This window comes from Bradyrhizobium sp. USDA 4538, from assembly GCF_024171045.1.
In the GTDB taxonomy this organism is placed as follows: domain Bacteria; phylum Pseudomonadota; class Alphaproteobacteria; order Rhizobiales; family Xanthobacteraceae; genus Bradyrhizobium; species Bradyrhizobium australafricanum.
Map to the genome: position 1 here is coordinate 2,323,494 of NZ_JALJZE010000001.1, position 18,121 is coordinate 2,341,614.

The 18,121-nt window shown below is 63.8% G+C and carries 21 protein-coding genes and 1 tRNA gene; 11 read left to right on the plus strand and 11 right to left on the minus strand.

Going from position 1 to position 18,121, the window contains the following annotated elements:
- Positions 1 to 21 precede the first annotated feature (21 nt).
- On the minus strand, positions 22 to 393 hold the full coding sequence (locus J2R78_RS10135) for a hypothetical protein (protein ID WP_253604164.1): 372 nt from the start codon (positions 391 to 393) through the stop codon (positions 22 to 24).
- A 7-nt stretch (positions 394 to 400) separates the two neighbouring features.
- Positions 401 to 1,840 carry an LVIVD repeat-containing protein gene (locus J2R78_RS10140; protein WP_253604165.1) on the minus strand — a complete coding sequence of 480 codons (1,440 nt, stop codon included), beginning with the start codon at positions 1,838 to 1,840 and terminating at the stop codon, positions 401 to 403.
- 120 nt (positions 1,841 to 1,960) lie between these two features.
- Between J2R78_RS10140 and J2R78_RS10145 the strand changes: the two genes are divergently transcribed.
- From J2R78_RS10145 to J2R78_RS10160, 4 genes are read left to right on the plus strand one after another with little or no spacing between them, the layout of a single operon-like run.
- Positions 1,961 to 2,275, plus strand: a complete 315-nt coding sequence (locus J2R78_RS10145) for a helix-turn-helix transcriptional regulator (RefSeq protein WP_028343393.1) — start codon at positions 1,961 to 1,963, stop codon at positions 2,273 to 2,275.
- Positions 2,268 to 2,732, plus strand: a complete 465-nt coding sequence (locus J2R78_RS10150; RefSeq protein WP_253604166.1) for an SRPBCC family protein — start codon at positions 2,268 to 2,270, stop codon at positions 2,730 to 2,732. Before J2R78_RS10145 ends, J2R78_RS10150 begins: the two co-directional genes overlap by 8 nt.
- Complete coding sequence (locus tag J2R78_RS10155) at positions 2,725 to 3,192, plus strand: SRPBCC family protein (RefSeq protein WP_057018077.1); 468 nt, start codon at positions 2,725 to 2,727, stop codon at positions 3,190 to 3,192. Before J2R78_RS10150 ends, J2R78_RS10155 begins: the two co-directional genes overlap by 8 nt.
- Positions 3,193 to 3,224: 32 nt before the next feature.
- A complete protein-coding gene (locus J2R78_RS10160; RefSeq protein WP_253604167.1) occupies positions 3,225 to 3,740 on the plus strand; it encodes an SRPBCC family protein in 516 nt (171 codons plus the stop codon).
- Between the two features lie 193 nt (positions 3,741 to 3,933).
- Here J2R78_RS10160 and J2R78_RS10165 read toward each other — a convergent pair whose 3' ends face one another.
- The 8 genes from J2R78_RS10165 to J2R78_RS10200 all read right to left on the minus strand — a co-directional run bounded on the left by J2R78_RS10165 (position 3,934) and on the right by J2R78_RS10200 (position 10,706).
- On the minus strand, positions 3,934 to 4,371 hold the full coding sequence (locus J2R78_RS10165) for a hypothetical protein (RefSeq protein WP_253604168.1): 438 nt from the start codon (positions 4,369 to 4,371) through the stop codon (positions 3,934 to 3,936).
- Between the two features lie 3 nt (positions 4,372 to 4,374).
- Positions 4,375 to 4,743 (minus strand): nuclear transport factor 2 family protein, encoded by a 369-nt coding sequence (locus J2R78_RS10170; protein WP_253604169.1) that lies wholly within the window; start codon positions 4,741 to 4,743, stop codon positions 4,375 to 4,377.
- Between the two features lie 79 nt (positions 4,744 to 4,822).
- Complete coding sequence (locus tag J2R78_RS10175; RefSeq protein ID WP_092087412.1) at positions 4,823 to 5,293, minus strand: MarR family winged helix-turn-helix transcriptional regulator; 471 nt, start codon at positions 5,291 to 5,293, stop codon at positions 4,823 to 4,825.
- Between the two features lie 32 nt (positions 5,294 to 5,325).
- On the minus strand, positions 5,326 to 6,936 hold the full coding sequence (locus tag J2R78_RS10180) for an acyl-CoA synthetase (RefSeq protein ID WP_253604170.1): 1,611 nt from the start codon (positions 6,934 to 6,936) through the stop codon (positions 5,326 to 5,328).
- A 269-nt stretch (positions 6,937 to 7,205) separates the two neighbouring features.
- Positions 7,206 to 8,726 (minus strand): FAD-dependent oxidoreductase, encoded by a 1,521-nt coding sequence (locus J2R78_RS10185; RefSeq protein WP_253604171.1) that lies wholly within the window; start codon positions 8,724 to 8,726, stop codon positions 7,206 to 7,208.
- Between the two features lie 27 nt (positions 8,727 to 8,753).
- Positions 8,754 to 9,371 (minus strand): GTP cyclohydrolase I FolE, encoded by a 618-nt coding sequence (gene folE / locus J2R78_RS10190; RefSeq protein ID WP_028333118.1) that lies wholly within the window; start codon positions 9,369 to 9,371, stop codon positions 8,754 to 8,756.
- 119 nt (positions 9,372 to 9,490) lie between these two features.
- Positions 9,491 to 9,946: a GatB/YqeY domain-containing protein gene (locus J2R78_RS10195; RefSeq protein ID WP_028333117.1), complete on the minus strand. Its 456-nt coding sequence runs from the start codon at positions 9,944 to 9,946 to the stop codon at positions 9,491 to 9,493.
- Positions 9,947 to 10,004: 58 nt separating this feature from the next.
- Positions 10,005 to 10,706, minus strand: coding sequence for an alpha/beta fold hydrolase (locus J2R78_RS10200; RefSeq protein WP_253604172.1), 702 nt, complete (start codon positions 10,704 to 10,706; stop codon positions 10,005 to 10,007).
- Between the two features lie 160 nt (positions 10,707 to 10,866).
- Here J2R78_RS10200 and carA point away from each other — a divergent pair, with 160 nt between their 5' ends.
- From carA to J2R78_RS10225, 5 genes are all read left to right on the plus strand, one after another.
- Entirely contained in the window at positions 10,867 to 12,060 is a 1,194-nt protein-coding gene (gene carA / locus J2R78_RS10205; protein ID WP_057017029.1) for a glutamine-hydrolyzing carbamoyl-phosphate synthase small subunit, read from the plus strand.
- A 149-nt stretch (positions 12,061 to 12,209) separates the two neighbouring features.
- Complete coding sequence (locus J2R78_RS10210; RefSeq protein WP_253604173.1) at positions 12,210 to 12,707, plus strand: PaaI family thioesterase; 498 nt, start codon at positions 12,210 to 12,212, stop codon at positions 12,705 to 12,707.
- A gap of 137 nt (positions 12,708 to 12,844) precedes the next feature.
- The gene (locus J2R78_RS10215; protein WP_080666992.1) at positions 12,845 to 13,945 is read left to right on the plus strand and encodes a mandelate racemase/muconate lactonizing enzyme family protein; all 1,101 of its coding nucleotides are present in this window, start codon (positions 12,845 to 12,847) and stop codon (positions 13,943 to 13,945) included.
- A gap of 71 nt (positions 13,946 to 14,016) precedes the next feature.
- Entirely contained in the window at positions 14,017 to 14,538 is a 522-nt protein-coding gene (locus tag J2R78_RS10220; RefSeq protein WP_253604174.1) for a cupin domain-containing protein, read from the plus strand.
- A 503-nt stretch (positions 14,539 to 15,041) separates the two neighbouring features.
- A complete protein-coding gene (locus tag J2R78_RS10225; RefSeq protein WP_253604175.1) occupies positions 15,042 to 16,505 on the plus strand; it encodes a DUF1254 domain-containing protein in 1,464 nt (487 codons plus the stop codon).
- 107 nt (positions 16,506 to 16,612) lie between these two features.
- Here J2R78_RS10225 and J2R78_RS10230 read toward each other — a convergent pair whose 3' ends face one another.
- A complete protein-coding gene (locus tag J2R78_RS10230) occupies positions 16,613 to 17,140 on the minus strand; it encodes a Dps family protein (RefSeq protein WP_253604176.1) in 528 nt (175 codons plus the stop codon).
- Between the two features lie 123 nt (positions 17,141 to 17,263).
- Here J2R78_RS10230 and J2R78_RS10235 point away from each other — a divergent pair, with 123 nt between their 5' ends.
- Together J2R78_RS10235 and J2R78_RS10240 are read left to right on the plus strand one after the other, a co-directional pair.
- A complete protein-coding gene (locus J2R78_RS10235) occupies positions 17,264 to 17,953 on the plus strand; it encodes a class I SAM-dependent methyltransferase (protein WP_253604177.1) in 690 nt (229 codons plus the stop codon).
- Between the two features lie 77 nt (positions 17,954 to 18,030).
- Positions 18,031 to 18,106: transfer RNA gene (locus J2R78_RS10240), tRNA-OTHER, on the plus strand.
- The last annotated feature ends 15 nt before the right edge of the window (positions 18,107 to 18,121 follow it).

Consider the following 18,121-nt stretch of genomic DNA (forward strand, 5'->3'; position numbering starts at 1 on the left):
ATGGCTGACCCATCCAAGCCACTAACAGGCCCAAACAACCAGCGCCCGCCCCTGTCGATTGCTCGACTTTCGCAAAGCCCTCGCTTTCAGCGGCACAAAGCTCGGGCTGATCATGTCGACGTCGGAAACGCGGTCGACCTCGTCGTCATCGGCGACGCCGCTGTCGCAATTGCAGAAGCCGAGTTTCGGCCTGAGATAAACCTCGACGTCGCCGCCGCACTCGGCCGCACCACACCGGAACGCGCGGCCGGCGGGCCAGCCGTCGCGCGGGAACGGCCAGCCGATCTCGTACCACGCGGCTGCGCGCGGCGGCGCCATCTCGTAGCCCGCAACTGCGGAGAGCCCGGCGAGCACGAGGACCATCGCCGCGATGACCGGCCATGAGCGCATCATCGCGTGCTCACGGCAGACCGGCGACGGCGCGCGCCGCGCCGGTCAATTCGAGAATATGCAGGCCGGTGTTGGCGCGGTCGACCGCGTAGATGTAGCCGCGCTCGTCGGTCTCGACATTATTGGTCTGGATCGCGACCTTGCAGCGGTCCTTGCCGTCGATGGTGACGCAGCGCTTGTCGGTCGCCGCCGTGATGGAGGGAATGAAGTAGCCGACTTCCCTGGGATGATAGGGATCGCGGATGTCGAGCGCGCGGACGCCGGCGTTGAAGAAGGCGATGAAGGCCAGCTTCTTGTAGTAGACCGGCGCCATGCTCTCGTTCGACGAATGCGAGCCGAACCGGCCGCCGCGCGCGCAGAACGCGCCGGAGGCCTCGGGCACCGTGTAGCTCGAGATCAGCATCGGCCGCGCCTCGGTGGTGACGTCGGCGAACCACACCATCTGCCGAGCCTCGCCGCATTCGTTCTGGATCGCCTCGTCGACGATCATCACGATGTCGCGGCTCTTGCCATCCTTGTCGCGGGCGAACTCGGCGATCGGCATGCCGGGCATCGGAAACACCGTATGCGCGCCGTTCATGGCGGACAGCGGCATCCGCGCGATCTCCGGGAATTTCAGATTGTCCGGCGTCGGCTCCTTCGGTCCGTTCAACAGCTTGTCGCGGTCGACGATCTGCAGGAAGCCGCCCTTGTTGGTGCCGTAGCCGAAATAGACGCGATTGCCCGTTGGCCCGGTCGAGATCGGCCCGTGCAGTTCGGTCGGCACCGCGCCGGTCGCGCCCGGCTCCTGCCCGGGCAGGCCGAAGTCCCTGATCTTCTTTGGCTGCGCGGGATCGGAGAGATCATAGACCTGCGTCATGCGCCGCGTGCGCCAGTCCGGCGCGCCCGACACCAGGAAGGCGATGCCGGTGCTGCATTCCCAAAAACTCTTGTGCGTGTCCTTCAGGCCGCCGATCCGGGTGACGAGCGCCGGATTGGCGGGATCGGCGACGTTCCAGATCTCGTGCGCCTCGCTGCCGAAGGTGCGCAGCATGTAGACTGCGTTGCGATCGCCCTTCGGCAAATCCTTGCCGTCGCAGATCCGCACCATCTGCGCGCCGCCCGATTCATACTTGCCTTCCTGTCCGGGAATGTGCCGCAGATATTTCGGATGCGCGGGATCGGTGACGTCGACGATCGAGGTGCCGTTCGGCTCGGCCTTGCCGGTCACCGGGTTGACGGGATCGGGAATGTCGTCGGTGCCGCCGTGATGACCGATATAGGCGATCCATCTGTCGCCCTGATGATGGATGGTCGGCTGATAGGCGCTGCGCGCCTGCAAATCGTTGGTTCCAACCAGCCTCATGTTGGAGGCCTCGGGCGGATCGCCGATCTTCTGCTGGGCGCTCGCACCATTCGCGAGCAGGACAAGAACCAACGTGCAGCAAACTGCCGTAACGCGACCGCCCATGCGCACCACCCAATGTTCCACACCAATCTGCGTTGGCTGCCGGCGAAGCTAGCACGGTGCTGCCGATGCCAAAACACACGCTCTTGACATGCAACCATTCGGTTGCCTATTATCCGACCCATGGATGAAGTCTTCAAAGCCCTCGCGGATGCCTCACGGCGAACGCTGCTTGACCGGCTTCACGATCAGAACGGGCAGACGCTCGGTGAGCTCTGCGACGGCCTCGACATGACGCGTCAGGCCGTCACCAAGCACCTTGTGATTCTCGAGGAGGCCAACCTCGTCACCACGATCAAGCATGGCCGCGAGAAGCTGCACTATCTCAACCCGGTTCCGATCCATCAGATCGGCGAGCGGTGGATCAGGAAGTTCGAGCGCGGGAAACTCGCCGCGCTGAGCGAGTTGAAAAGACAATTGGAGAAGCGTGATGAGTAAACCGGACTACGTCTACGTCACCTATATTGAGACCACCGCCGACAAACTGTGGCATGCGCTGACATCGAGCGACTTCACCGAACGCTTCTGGTTCGGCTATCGCATCAGTTCCGACTGGAAGGTCGGCTCGCTTTATTGTCTTACCAAGGACGGGCGACGCAGCGTGCAGGGCGAGGTGCTGATCGCAGATCCCTCGAACAAGCTCGCCTACAGCTGGGACGTCGTGAAGGAAGGCGTCGAGCGCGAGCAGGTCTCGCGCGTGACCTTCGACATCGAACCGCACGGCACGGTCGTCAAGCTGACCGTGACGCACGACAATCTCGGCCCGAAGACGCTGCGCGACATCTCCGGCGGCTGGCCGATGGTGATCGCAAGCCTGAAGAGTTTCCTGGAGACCGGGCGCGAACTGCCGGCCGACCTGCTCACCAGCGGCGCCAGGGAGGCCTACCATGCCTAAGCCCGAATTCGCCTACGTCACCTACATCGAGACCACGCCGGACAAACTGTGGGACGCGCTGACCAAGAGCGCGTTCACGCGGCAATACTGGTTCGACACCGAGCTACAATCGGACTGGAAGGTCGGCTCGCCGCTCGCGCTGGTGATGGGCGGCAAGACCACCGACACCGGTGAGATCCTCGAGGCCGACCGGCCGCGGCGTCTCGCCTACACCTTCAAGCACGTGCTCGACGAGGACATGCGCAAGGAGCCGGCAACCAAGGTGGTCTTCACGCTGGAGGCCCATGGCAAGATCGTGAAGCTGACCGTGACCCATGAGGGCTTCGGTGCGGGCAGCAAGCTGCTCGACGGCATTTCCAAGGGCTGGCCGGCGATCCTGTCGGGGCTCAAGAGCCTGCTCGAGACCGGCAAGGCGGTCACGATCCCGCCAGCCGCGCTCGGGATCGACGGCTTCGAATGACAATGAAAATCTATCGACGGGTGCGTACAGACATGAACATCGAGAAATTCAAACCGGCAATCGTCTACGCGATCTACATCGCCGCCACGCCCGAGAAGGTGTGGCAGGCTTTGACGACTGCCGAATTCAGCCGGCAGTATTTCTCCGGCAACGCGATCGAGGTCGACCTGCGGATCGGCGGCGCCTACGTCGTGCGGACGCCCGACGGCGCGCTGCACATCTCCGGCGAGGTGATCGAGTGCGATCCCCTGAAGCGGCTGACCGTCACCTTCAACGTCAACTGGCCGCAGCTGGTCGAAAAGCTCGGGCCGACGCTCGTCACCTGGGAGATCGAACCGGCAGGCGACGGCGTGAAGCTGACGCTCCTGCAATCGCATGACCGTCCGATCAGCGACGACATTCTCGCAGGCGGCCGCACCGGCTGGCCGGCGATCCTCTCCAGCCTGAAGAGCCTCGTGGAGACCGGCAAGGCCATGCTGATCCCGATGCAGCCGCCAGCGCGCATGATGGCCGCGCTGAAGGAATTGGGAATCCCGATGCCGACGTAAGGTTGGCGATACAGTCGCTCCATACTCCGCTGTCGTCCCTGCGAAAGCAGGGACCCATAACCACCGCTCTGCGTGTGAAGTTCGCTGGGGCCACGGCGTCGCACAACAACATATAGCTGTGGTTATGGGTCCCGGGTCGCGCTTCGCTTGCCCGGGACGACGGTGAGGAGGTATTACGCCCAGCCCTCGTAGCTCACGCCACGAGCAAGAGCGCAACAATCAGGTTGGCCGCAAACAGCGTCGCGTCGATGACGAAGATCCTGAGCATCGGGCCCTTCAGCACCGGCCAGTAAGCGACCCCGACGCGCCCGCCTCGCATCAGCACAGGCAAATTGTAGGCGAACTGGCTGAAGTGACACGCGGCGAAGAACAGGAACAGTGAGAGCTGCGCCTCAATAGCCTGAAAGAACGGCGGCCTTGCGACCAGGAAGTACATCGACAGCAGCCCGATCGGCAGATTGATGCCGCCGAGAAACGCGACGCTGGCCGACAAGGTCGGCGCGATCGGATTGCCACGCTCCTCGCGTGGGACCAGGATCTTCAGCGTGTTGCGCTGGGCGATGCTGAACTGGACGAATGCGGCGCCAAACCAGAGCGCGTTGAGCAGCAGGACGACATCCAAAAATCGCATGAGCTATTTTCCGTAGAATGCTTCGCTACGCACCACACGGCCGGCGCTATCGAAGTCCATGAACTCGCTGGCGCGTGTATCGCCGAGTTGCCACCACACCGTCAGGCGCGCGATCGTCTCGTCCCAGCTCCAGCTCAGGATCTTGAGGTCCGCGCTTGCGATGCTGCCATAGGCCTTGCGCCAGTAGGCGCGGATATTCTCGGCCCCCGTGACTACGGGTGAGTCTGTCAGTTTGAGCGCCAACGGGCTGCGCATCTCGGCGCCGTCGGCGAAGTGCGCGACGACGGCGTCGATATCGACGTTGCACCAGTTCGCGCACCACGCCTCGACAAAGCGTCCGGCAGCCGCCCGGTCCATGATCTGTTCGCCCATGCGACTGCCCTCCCCCGCGTGACTGCGGGGCAGACTGGCACGACGAGCCTCTCACGTCAACTATGTTGACTTGAGGAGGCTAGTTGTTGTCGGCGATTGCTCCCATCACCGCCATCCATGCGGCGGTGCCGGGCGCGCCGACACGATCGAATGCCTCACGGAGCACCTCGCGCTCGTGGTCGGACGCGCGCTGCTCGATGCGTTGCCCTGCTGCGGTCAGGTGCAGCAATTTGGAACGATGCTGCTCGGGCGACCGTTTCGCCGCCACGAGTTTACGCTCCAGCAACAGGCCAAGTGGCCGGTTCAAGGCCTGCTTGGAAATGCCGAGCACCTCGATCAGCGAGCCGATCGAGATATCGGGCCGCCGCGCAATGACGTAGAGAATGCGATGATGCGGCCGCGACAGGCCAACCGTGGCAAGATACTGATCGGCCGCCAGCGTCATCCCGCGCCAGCCGTAATACATCAGCTCCAGCGCCGCATCCAGTTCGTGGAGCTTCCTGAGCGAGGCGCGATGCAGGCCGGGGGCCTGCGAGGCAGTCTTTTGCATGTGCGTATCGTGACGGACTTGCCGGAGAGAATCTAGCCCAGCGCCCTCAGCTCCCGCCGCAGCACCTTGCCCGTCGCCGTCATCGGCAGGCTGTCGGCGAACTGCACGAAGCGCGGATACTCGTGGGCGGCGAGCTGAACCTTGACGAACTCCTGGATCTCGCGCGCCAAAGCATCGTTCGGCGCGTAGCCCGGCCGCAGCACGATCCAGGCCTTGATCGATTCGGTGCGGATCGGGTCGGGGATGCCGACCACCGCCGACATCGCGACCGCCGGATGCTTCATCAGCGTGTGCTCGATCTCGGACGGGCCGACACGATAGCCGGCGGTGGTGATGACGTCGTCCTCGCGGCTGACGTACCAGAAATAGCCGTCCTCATCCTGCACGCCGAGATCGCCGGTCAGCAGGAATTCGCCGGCATATTTCTTCGCGGTCGCTTCCGGATTGCGCCAGTACTCGATCATGGTGCAGGGGCACGGTTGGCGCACGCCGATGATGCCGCGCTGGCCCCGCGGCAGCTCCTCGCCCTTGTCGTTGACGATGCGGACGTCGAAGCCCGGCGTGGCGCGGCCCATCGAGCCCGGACGGATCGGAAACAGATTGGAATTGCTGCCGATCACGAGGTTGCATTCGGTCTGACCGAACACCTCATGGGCATCGATGCCGAAGGTGTCGCGCACCCAATCCAGCAATTCGCCGCCGAGCGACTCGCCGCCGGTGAAGATGCTGCGCAGCCTGACGCCGGAATTCTTCACATTGGCCTGCCGCATCAGCTTCAGCGCGGTCGGCGGCAGGAACACGTTGCGGATGCCGAGCTCGGCCATCATCTGCATCGCCGCCTGCGGCTCGAACTTGCGGGCGCGGTGACCGACCATCGGGATGCCGTGGTACCAGAATGCGAACAGGCCGTTGATCAGGCCGCCGATCCAGGCCCAGTCGGCCGGCGTCCACATCAGGTCGCCGGGCCGTGGCAGGAAGTTGTGGCACATCTCGACATTGGGCAGATGGCCGAGCACGACGCGATGCGCGTGCAGCGCGCCCTTCGGATTGCCCGTGGTGCCCGACGTGTAGATGATCAGCGCGGGATCGTCGGCCGAGGTGTCGACGGTCGCAAACTCAGGCGACGCCGACTTGATCGCGCTCCAGAACGGTCTCGTCCCCGCCGGCGTCTTTTCGCCGACGATATAGATGCTCTTCAACTCGGGCAGGCGATCGCGGATTTTCGCGATCTTCTCCCAGCCGACCTCATCGGTGATCACGGCCTTGGCAGCAGAATTCGACAGGCGGAATTCGAGCGCATCCTCGCCGAACAGCGCGAACAGCGGGATCGAGATCATCGCTGCGCGAAACGCCGCGAGATGCGCGACCGGCAGTTCGAGCGATTGCGACAGGAACACCGCGACGCGGTCGCCGCGCACCAGCCCGTCGTTGGTCAGCACATTGGCGAAACGGCGCGAGGCGTCCGCGACCTCGTCGAACGAGGTGCGCGTGGTGCCGCCATCCTCGTCGACATAGACCAGCGCGAGCCGCCCGGTGCCGTCGGCATGGCGGTCGCAGCACGCGGTCGCCATGTTGAAGCGCGCGGGAACGTCCCAGCGGAAGTTGCGATAGAGTTCGTCGTAAGTAGCGGCTTCCTTGAGCATGGTGTGTTTTGCTTCCGTCCCTCGTCATGGCCGGGCTTTCCCCTGCCATCCGCATTTGCTGCGGCAGATTGTAGAGACGTCGATGCCCGGGACAAGCCCGGGCTGACGAAGAATGTGATGCCCGGATAAAGAACCCCGGATGGAGCGGTCGCGCGAACGCGCGCCCGATGACAGGCTCCGCGCAATCCGGGGTTCTCATCGAGTGGACGGACTCCCCCGGATTTCGCTTCACTGCATCCGGGCTACGAACATCCTTGAGGAGAAAGCCGTCAGGCTGACGCCCGCTCCATTGCGACCTCGGCCTTGAGGCTATCGAGGTCGCGATAGATCGACGCGACCGCGAGCACGCGCCCGCCGCGCTTGTAGCGCAGCACGCAATCCCTGCCGGCAATGCTGCCGTCCACCGCGATCTCGTCCCACTGCTCGGCATGGCCGACATAGTTGATCGGCACGTCGTAATGCTGGCTCCAGAAGAACGGCACCGCGTCGAACACCTCGCGCTGCCCAAGCATATTCCGCGCGGCGGTCTGGCCCTGGCGCTCCGCCACCACCCAATGCTCGACCCGGATCGTCTCGCCGCTGTGCGGATCGGGCCAGCGCGCGATATCGCCGGCCGCGTAGATGCCGGGAACGCTGGTCTCGAGATAGGCGTCGACTGTCACGCCGCGGTCGATCGCGAGCCCGGCCGCTTCCGCCAGCGCCAGCCGCGGCTTCACGCCGACACCGACCACGACGAGATCGGCATCGAGCACAGGCCCGCTCTTCAGGCGGGCTCGCTTGCCCTCGATCGCGGTCACCGTGTCGCCGAGGTGGAATACGACACCATGCTCTTCGTGCAGCGCACGGACGAAATCGCCCATCTCCGGCCCGAGTACGCGCTCCATCGGCCGCTGTTCCAGCCCGACCACGTGAACCTCGATCTGGCGCGCGCGGAGCGAGGCCGCCACCTCGAGACCGATGAAGCTTGCACCGATCACCACCGCGCGGCGCGCTCCGCTGGCCGCGGCGATGATGGCCCGGCAATCGTCGACGGTGCGTAGCACATGAACGTGGGGCTGGTCCGCGCCCGGGATCGGCAGCCGCACCGGCTCCGCGCCGGTCGCCAGCAGCAGCCGGTCATAGGCGAGCGTTTCGCCGCCGGCGAGCACGACATTGCGGCGGCCGGTATCGATCGACTTGACCTCGGTCCTGAGTTTCAGATCGATCGCCGCGTCACGATAAAAATCGTCCGGCTTCAGCGGCAGCCAGTCTTCCGGCGCGCTGCCGGCGAGGAAGTCCTTTGACAGGTTCGGACGATCCACCGGCGGCGCGGCCTCGCCGCTCAGCATGACGATGCTGCCGCGATAGTCCCGCCGTCGCAGCATCTCGGCGGCGGCAAACCCCGCCCCGCCGCCGCCGACAATCACGATGCTGCCGGGCGCATCGACCGGGCCCTTGACGCGGAGTTTCGGCTGCGCGCGCTTCTCGCGCACGATGATGCGATCGCCCTCCCGCTCGACCTTCCAGACAGCGAGCGCGTTGAAGGCGGGCGCGGCGGTCGCTTCACCGGTGCGAATATCGAAGCAGGCGTGATGCCAGGGGCAATGGACGGTCTCGCCCTCAAGGAGGCCTTCGGCGAGCGGGCCGTGGTAATGGCTGCAATGCGCGTCGATGGCGAAGATATCCGCCCCCGAGCGCACCAGCAGCACGTCCTCGTCGCCGACATGGCCGAGCAACATCGCGCCAGAGAAGTCGGAGAGTGCCACGCCCTGTGTCAGATCGGGACCGGAAGGAGCTTGCTGATCGGCCATATCATTCCTCCATCGCCCTGTGACGCTCTAAACCGCTATGCCGAGGAATTCCTGGCGGGTTAGCGCATTGTCGCGAAAGCAACCCAGCATGCGGCTGGTCACGAGATCGGTATCCGGCTTGTGCACGCCACGGGTCGTCATGCAGTGATGCGACGCCTTGATGATGACGCCCACGCCCTGAGGCTTCAAGACGTCGTTGATGGTGTTGGCGATCTGCGCCGTCATCTTCTCCTGGATCTGCAAACGCCTGGCATAGATGTCGACCACCCGCGCCAGCTTGCTGATGCCGACCACGCGGCCGTTCGGGATGTAGGCAACCCAGGCCTGACCGATGATCGGCGCCATATGATGCTCGCAATGGCTCTCGAAGCGGATGCCCCGCAGGGCAATCATTTCGTCGTAGCCTTCGATCTCCTCGAAAGTCTTTTCCAAGATCTCCGCGGGACGTTGGTCGTAACCCGCAAAGAATTCCTCGAACGAACGCGTCACACGCGCTGGAGTTTCAAGCAAACCATCCCGCTCGGGATCGTCACCAGTCCAGCGGATGATGGTGCGGACTGCTGCCTCGACTTCGGCCCGGGTCGGCTTATCGGATTCGGTTTGAGCGGCTCTTGCACGATCCAGCGCATGCACAATCGGGTTCATCGGGGCCTTTCCTTTGCGGAGTCATCGCGAGGTCATGCCCGTCAGATGCTCCGTCAGCAGAAAGGTTCCCACAATTCGGTCCGCGGCACTTTGCGCCGCAAGCCAGCCGGGACGAACGGCTAGCCCGTCAGCGCCGCCTTCACCAGGCCGCTGGCCTTGCCGAAATCCATCTGGCCGGCGTATTTCGCCTTCAGCGCGCCGATCACCTTGCCCATGTCCTTGATGCCGGCGGCACCCGTCTCGGCGATGATCGCCGAGATCGCGGCCTTCACGTCGTCATCGGACATCTGCTTCGGCAGGTACGCCGAGATCACGGCGATCTCCTCGCGCTCCTGGGCCGCGAGCTCGGCGCGGCCGCCCTTGTCATAGAGCTCGACCGACTCCTGGCGCTGCTTGATCATCTTCTGCAGCAGGCCGAGCAGGTCGGCATCGGAGAGGGGCGGCTTGCCCTGCCCGCGCGCGTCGATGTCGGCGTTCTTGATGGTCGAATTGACCATGCGCAGCGTGGACAGCTTGCGCTCGTCCTTCGCCTTCATCGCTTCCTTGACCGCAGTATTGATGTCGTCGCGCAGCATTTCGTTGTCCTTGAGCCAGCAATCCCCTCATCTAGGCAGTTTGCACCGGCAGAACAACCTAGTTCCTCAGCCATTCGACCAGCGCATCGGCGCAGGCCTGCGGCAGTTCCAGCTGCGGCAGGTGACCGCAATTGGCGAGCACTACAAGTTTTGCGCCGGGAATGCCGTTGGCCATCTCGTCCGACAGCGAATTTGGCACGGTGTTGTCGGTATCCGACGTCAGCACCAAGGTCGGGCACTTGATCCAGGCCATGCTCGGCCGCGAATCCGGCCGGCTGAGCACCGCGTTCTGCTGGCGGATGAAAGCCTCGGCGCCGACGTCCTCGCTCATGTCGTCGACGATCCGGCGCAGGCTTGCATCGCCCTGCCGCGACGGATGCACGAAGCCCGGAAACAGCTCATCGACCACGCTGCGATATTGGCCGCTTCTAGCACGCTCGATCATGCCGCGGCGACGCGCGGTCACTTCCGGCGTATCGGCCCGCGCCTGGGTGCTCATCAGCGCCAGCTTCGCAACCCGGTCCGGCGCCTGCCGCATGATCTCGAAGGCGATGTAGCCGCCCATCGAGTGCCCGGCGAGCGCAAAGCGCGGCGGCGCCTCGGCCAGGATCCGGCGGGCGATGGCCCCCATATTGTCGTCCCTGATATGGTTGGCGACCGTCACCGGCCCGCATCGCCACAGCGCCGGAATGACGGGGGCGAAAATCCGCGGCGAGCAGATGAGGCCCGGGACGAGCAGGATCGGCATCGTATTATCCATGCGGGAGCTCCGGACGGGTCATTTTCGGCAAGCAAACGGCCGCTTCAGGGAACTTTAGATTAAAAGGCCGTTCGGGCCTGTCAAATCGGCCGGTATTGCCGTGTGAATCCGTGCCCTTTCGCTTTGACGCCGCAGGGTGCGGCGTCTATTTAAAGGGCTCATGACAACATCCGAAAACGCTCCCGCCTGGCCGGACCATAAACCGACCGCGCTCCTTGTGCTCGCCGATGGTACCGTGCTGGAAGGCTTCGGTCTCGGCGCGGAAGGCCACGCCGTCGGCGAGGTCTGCTTCAACACCGCGATGACCGGCTATGAGGAGATCCTCACCGATCCGTCCTATGCCGGCCAGATCATCACCTTCACCTTCCCGCATATCGGCAATGTCGGTACCAACGAGGAAGACATCGAGACGGTGAACATGGCGGCGACGCCCGGCGCGCGCGGCGTGATCCTGCGCTCGGCGATATCAGATCCCTCGAATTACCGCGCCACCCGCCATCTCGACCTGTGGTTGAAGGCGCGCGGCATCATCGGCCTCTCCGGCATCGACACCCGCGCGCTGACCGCGCTGATCCGCTCCAAGGGCATGCCCAATGCGGTGATCGTGCACGCCAGAAACGGCGAGTTCGACCTGCACGGCCTGAAGGAAGAAGCCCGCGAATGGCCCGGCCTCGAGGGCATGGACCTGGTGCCGATGGTCACCTCCGGCCAGCGCTTCACCTGGGACGAGACGCCCTGGGTGTGGGGCAACGGTTTCGGCCAGCAAACCGCGCCGGAATTCAACGTGGTCGCGATCGATTACGGCATCAAGCGCAACATCCTGCGCCTGCTCGCCGGCGTCGGCGCCAAGGTGACCGTGGTGCCGGCGACGACCGCCGCCGAAGACATCCTGGCGATGAAGCCGGACGGCGTGTTCCTGTCGAACGGCCCCGGCGATCCCGCCGCCACCGGCAAATATGCCGTGCCCGTGATCCAGAAGGTGATCGCGTCGGGGACGCCGACCTTCGGCATCTGCCTCGGCCATCAGATGCTTGGCCTTGCCGTCGGGGCCAAGACCATGAAGATGCATCAGGGCCATCACGGCGCCAACCATCCGGTCAAGGACGAGACCACCGGCAAGGTCGAGATCACCTCGATGAACCACGGCTTTGCCGTGGACCAGGCGACGCTGCCGAAAGGCGCGACCCAGACCCATATCTCGCTGTTCGACGGCTCCAATTGCGGCATCGCGCTTGAGGGCAAGCCGGTGTTCTCGGTGCAGTATCACCCGGAAGCCTCGCCCGGCCCGCGCGACTCGCACTATCTGTTCCAGCGCTTTGCCGATTTGATGCGGAAGAACAAGCGCGCGGCTTAGAGCCCGATCGTCATTGCCGGGCTTGACCCGGCAATCCATCCCTTGAAGAAGATGGATGCCCGGATCAAGTCCGGGCATGACGGCTATTGCGCGCGGCTGGCACCGACAGCGGCAATGCGTCTTCGCATCACATCACGGGAAATCTCGACATGACCGCCCCCGCCACCCCGAAGCCCGTCTACGGCGTCTCCTCGATGGCGGTGATGACGTCGATGCCGGGGCTCGACTTCGTGCGCGGCATCTTCGCCCGGACCCTGCCGGAGCCGCCGATCATGGAGAATGTCGAGCCGTTCGACTGCACCGCCGAGACCGGCCATGTGGTGATCCACAGCATCCCGGGCCTGCGCCACTACAACCCGATCGGCTCGGTGCATGGCGGCTACGCCGCGATCCTCTTGGATTCCGCGATGGGGCTTGCGGTGCAGACCACGCTGCCGCAGGGCTTTGGCTACACCACGCTGGAGTTCAAGATCTCCTTCGTCCGCGGCATGAGCCAGGACACCGGCAAAATCCGCACCGAGGGCCATGTGCTCAACGCCGGCCGCCGGGTTGCGACGGCGGAAGCGCGGATTACCGACGACAATGGCAAGCTGCTCGCCCATGCCACCACGACCTGCCTGGTGTTCGAGTTGCCCAAGACGACCTGAAGGCAATCGGATCTTGGCGCCAGATCTTGGCGCATTGGAGCCATGACGAAGCGCGCTGGATCGCGGCCTGCGCTCTGTGATTGAGTTTCCCTGTCCGAGATCAGGCAAACATGATCCGGCCTGGAAAGGAAACGCCGATGATTTCAGCCCATTCAGACATGACCATCCGCGACATCCGCGTGACGATGCTGCGGCTGCCCTGGGCCGACGATCCCTGGCTGAAAGGCGCGGCGCTCGGCGCGACGCGCGACATTCTGATCTGTGACGTCGAGACATCAGGCGGTGTCACCGGCATGGGCTATCTGTTCGTGTTCAAGCCGGCGATGAAGTCGATCGCGGCCTGTCTCGAGGAGTGCATCATCCCGCGCGTCATCGGCAAGGACGCCACCGCGATCGAGGCGATCTGGCGCGATCTGTGGACGGCGACGATGACCTATGGCCGCGGCGGCATCGCCGCGATGGCGATGTCGGCGCTCGACATCGCGCTGTGGGACGCGGTGGGGAAACGGGCCGGCCTGCCGCTGCATCGGCTGTGGGGGCATTATCGCTCCGAAATCCCGATCTATGGTTCCGGCTGCTTCCGGGGCGCCGGTGGCGACGGGATGATCGAGAAGGCGCTGCATTTCGTGAAGCAGGGCTACAAGGCGATCAAGATGCAGGTCGCGCATGTCCACACTCCGGCGCAGGACCTCGACAATGTGCGCCGCATGCGCGAGGCGCTCGGGCCCGACATCGACATCATGATCGACGTCAACATGGGCTGGAGCGCCGATGTCGCCATCGAGATGGGACGCAAGTTCGAGAAGTACGATATCTACTGGCTCGAGGAGCCGGTGCCGGCCGATGATTTCGCCGGCTATCAGCGCATCGCGGCGGCGCTCGACATGCGCGTCGTCGGCGGCGAGACGCATTTCACGCGCTACGACCTGCGGCCGTTCTTTCTCAATCCCTGCCTGCCGATCCTGCAACCCGACCCGATGCGCGGCGGCATGACCGACCTGCGCAAGATCGCGGCGCTTGCGGACACGTTCGGCATCACGATCGCGCCGCATCTGTTTCCCGAACTCAATGTGCACCTCTTGGCTTCGATTCCGAACGGCATCTGGTGTGAGAACATGGCGCTGATCGACGATCTCTGGGTCGACCCGCCCGAAATCGCCAACGGCATGATCACCGCGCCGGAGCGGCCCGGGCACGGGCTCAAATTCAAGGAAGACGTGCTGAAGTTCAAAATCTAGCTGGAACGGTTTGCGGACCGAGGGTTTGTTGGTTTGGAGACCACGCCACCTCGCAGCGCTGGAGAGCCACCATGTCGGTCGTCCGTACCGATATCGAACCACTGACCATCGTCTTCCAGGACGACGGCCTGGTGCCGAACAACCCGATGCCGTTCCTGGTCTACAGGGCCGCCGTCGACGTCAGCAAGAATCCTGAGGCCAGCATCGAGCAGCTGTTCGGCAACAACGGCTGGGGCGCGATGTGGCGCAACGGCGTCTACGACTTCGCGCATTACCACGCCACCGTGCACGAGGTGCTGGGCGTCGCGCGCGGCCGCGCGCGCGTGCAGTTTGGCGGCGAGCGCGGGCAAGCACTCGAGATCGCGGCCGGCGACGTCGCGATCCTGCCCGCCGGCACCGGGCATCAATGCCTGTCGGCGAGCGACGATTTCTGCGTGGTCGGCGCCTATCCGCCGGGCCCCCCGATGGATCTGCAGCGGCCGACGCCGGAGAACCACGCCAGGGCGCTGAAGACGATCCCACAGGTTGCGATCCCCGCGACCGATCCGGTGATGGGCAAGGACGGGCCGCTGGTGCGGCTGTGGAAGCGCTAGGATTCAAGATTATCGAACGGACTGTGCTTCGTTCTCCCCCTTGGGGAAGGTGACGGGATACAGGCAACCTAAATTGATTATCCGTAGCCCAATCGTTATGCGTGGGGCTCTTTTTGCGCGCTCAACGGATTCCCGAAACTATGCGGGCAGAGAATGCCCGTGATCACGGAAGGCCGCTGACGATTCGGCCTGTCGCCATATTGAGCGCTACTCGCTCCCGCTTCCTGCTCGTGCTAGAGTGCCACGCGTGGAGGTAGTGCAGCCCTTTTCAACGTTAAGCCTGCCGGCATCACTTTTCAAAGAACCTTGATTTAAGTCAGCATCGCTGCGGCGATTTATACCGCCAATGACACCTTAAGGCGCGCGATTCATCTGCGGGAGTGACAGAGCTTCCGCGTCCGCTGCTGCTCTTTTTGCGGAGGTCATACACATCACCTGACGGCATCAGATGCTCCGCGCCTCCCACAAGCAACCGCAACACATATCAGAAGAGGAAATTCGACATGTTTCGAGGAATTCTGACGCTGACATTGTCGCTCTGCATTGGCGCGGCTACCGCGCCTGCAGCGCTGGCCCAGACGGCGCCGGCAATCAACGAGCAGGAGGCACACGCGATCGCGGTGGACGCCTATATTTACTTCTACCCGCTCCTGACGATGGACATCACGCGAAAGCAGTTCACCAACGTCGAGCCCGGCAAGGACAACTTCAAGGGCCCGATGAATACCTTCGTCAACGTGCCCGAATACCCACCGGCGAATTTCAAGGGCGTGGTGCGGTCCAATTTCGATACGCTCTATTCCGTTTCATGGCTGGACATGACCAAGGAGCCGGTTGTCGTCTCCGTTCCCGATACCGATGGACGCTTCTATTTGCTCCCGATGCTGGACATGTGGTCGGATGTGTTCGCCTCGCCCGGCTGGCGCACCACGGGCACCAAAGCGGGGACCTTTCTGGTGACGGCTCCGGGATGGCGGCCTGATCTGCGCGACAGGTTTGCGGAGGAGTTCAAGCTTCCGAAGGATACCCAGCGCATCGACGCGCCGACGCCTTACGTCTGGGTCATTGGCCGCACCAAGACGGACGGCCCGCCGGACTACGATGCGGTCCACAAGATCCAGGCCGGCTACAAGGTCACGCCTCTTTCCGAGTTCGGCAAGACTCAGAAGCCGACCGAGGTCAGGATCGATCCCAGCGTCGACATGAGGACGGCGCCCAAGGTGCAGGTCGATACCATGTCGGCCGGCGTCTACTTCGCGCAGGCCGCCGAGCTGCTCAAGCTTCACCCGCCGCACATCACCGATGAACCAATCATCGCGCAGATGAAGAGGATCGGCATCGAGCCCGGCAAGAGCTTCGAAATCAGCAAGGTGGACCCGGTGCTGCAACGGGCGCTGGAGACGGCGCCGCAGGACGGGCAGAAGCTGATGGCATGGAAGGTGCCGACGCTGGCGCGCGTTGCGAACGGCTGGTCGATGAACACCGACACGATGGGCGTTTACGGCAACTACTATTTGAAGCGTGCGATCGTCGCGCAGGTCGGGCTTGGCGCCAACCTGCCGGAGGACGCCATTTATCCGCTCAATCTCGCCGACAATACCGGCAAACCGCTCGACGGCGCCAACAAGTATACGATCACCTTTGAGAAGGGCGCGGCCCCGCCGGTCAATGCCTTCTGGTCGATCACGCTTTACGACCAGGAAGGATTCCAGGTCGGCAACGTGCTGAACCGCTTCGCGGTCTCCAGCTGGATGCCGTTCAAATACAACCCGGACGGCTCGCTCGATCTCTACTTCCAGAACGAAAGTCCGGGCGCGGACAAGCAAGCCAACTGGCTCCCGGCGCCGAAGGGCGCTTTCAACCTGACCATGCGCCTTTACGGTCCGAAATCGGAGGCGCTGACCGGAAAGTGGAATCCTCCGCCGATCGTGCGATTGGAGACAGCGGTGGGTCTGTCAGCTCAGTAGGCTTCAACCGCACTGACCGCAGCCGGGCGGCCAGACCGCAAGCTTCGCGAAGCAGTCCGGAGCAAAGCAGCTCTGGATTTGCTTCCTCGCGGGTGCGGCAACGCAGCTTACGCCGCGTTGCTGCCTTCCTGGCGGCTGGCCTCGAACAGGAACCAGGTGCGGCGCTCGGTTTCGTCGATGAACGTTTCGAGCAGGCCCGCGGTGCCGGAGTCCTCCTGGTCGTCAGCCAGCTTGTGCGCCTTGCGCATCGCAGCCGCCATGTGCTTGTTGTCTTCCATCAACTCGCGCAGCATTTCGCGCGGCGGCACATAATCGTCGTCATTGTCCTTGATGGTCTGATGCCTGGCGATATCGCCGATCGACTTCAGCGTCGCGCCGCCAAGCTTGCGCACCCGCTCGGCGAGCTGGTCGGTGGTCGCGAAGATCGCCTCCGACTGCTCGTCCAGCAACAAATGGTAATCATGGAAATGCCGGCCGCTGACGTGCCAATGGAAATTCTTGGTCTTAAAATAGAGCGCGAAGGCGTCGGCCAGAAGCGTGTTGAGCGAGGTCGAGATCGTGTCCACCGCAGCCTGCGGCAGGTCGCTCGGCGTGTCGAGATCGGGCGAGATCTTGTCAGTCTTGGCTTTGCTCACGTTGGACCTTCCTGTTAGGAACCCGTATTTCGGCGCATTGAACATTGGCCGCCGGACCGCTAACGCATCATCAGCCCACCCGTTCCTGAGGCCAGGAACCCGTTCTGCCGGATACCAAACGCGATGGATGAATGGATCGATTATTACGATTCCACGCATACGATCTATGCGAGCCGACTGCACCGTGACCTGCATTTCCAGATCATCGCAAACGACATCATCGGCTACATCACGTCGCCGGATGCCGTGGTGCTCGACTATGCCTGCGGCGAGGCGCTGTCGGCGGCGAAGGTCGCCAATGCCTGCGCCCAGCTCTATCTGGCGGAGCCGGCGCCCGGCGTACGCGGCCGTCTGGTCGCGCGCTTTGCGCCCGACACCCGAATCCGTGTCCGCTCGCTCGATGATCTGAAGCACATGGACGCGGATTCGATCGACCTCGTGGTGATGAACTCGGTGGCGCAATACATGACGCCGCAGGAGCTCGATTCCGCGTTCGACGTGATCCACCGCCTGCTGAAGCCATCGGGCCGGTTCGTGCTCGGCGATATCCTGCGGCCTGAAGTCGGGATGGCGAGGGACGTCGCGGCCCTGCTGCGCTTTGCGGCGACCCACGGCTTCCTGCGCGATGCGCTGGTCGGGCTGGCTTCAACCGCGCTGTCCGACTACCGCCAGCTGCGCACCCGGATCGGACTGCAGCGCTACCGCGAGGACGAGATGATCGCCAAGCTCGGCGCCGCGGGGTTCAGCGCCCGACGCGCGCCGCGCAACATCGGGCACAATCCGTGGCGGATGACGTTCGTGGCGCACCACTGATCCTGGGTTGCGCCAGCTATTAACGTTACCCACCAGTAAACGTGGCGGCCGCTGAAATAATCAGCAATGATCCACTCGGCCCGGTGGCGGAAGCTTCGACGCGGCAGTGGTGCAACACTGTTTATCCTGGTTCAAATCCAGGCCGGGCCTCCAGCCTTCGCTGCTGAC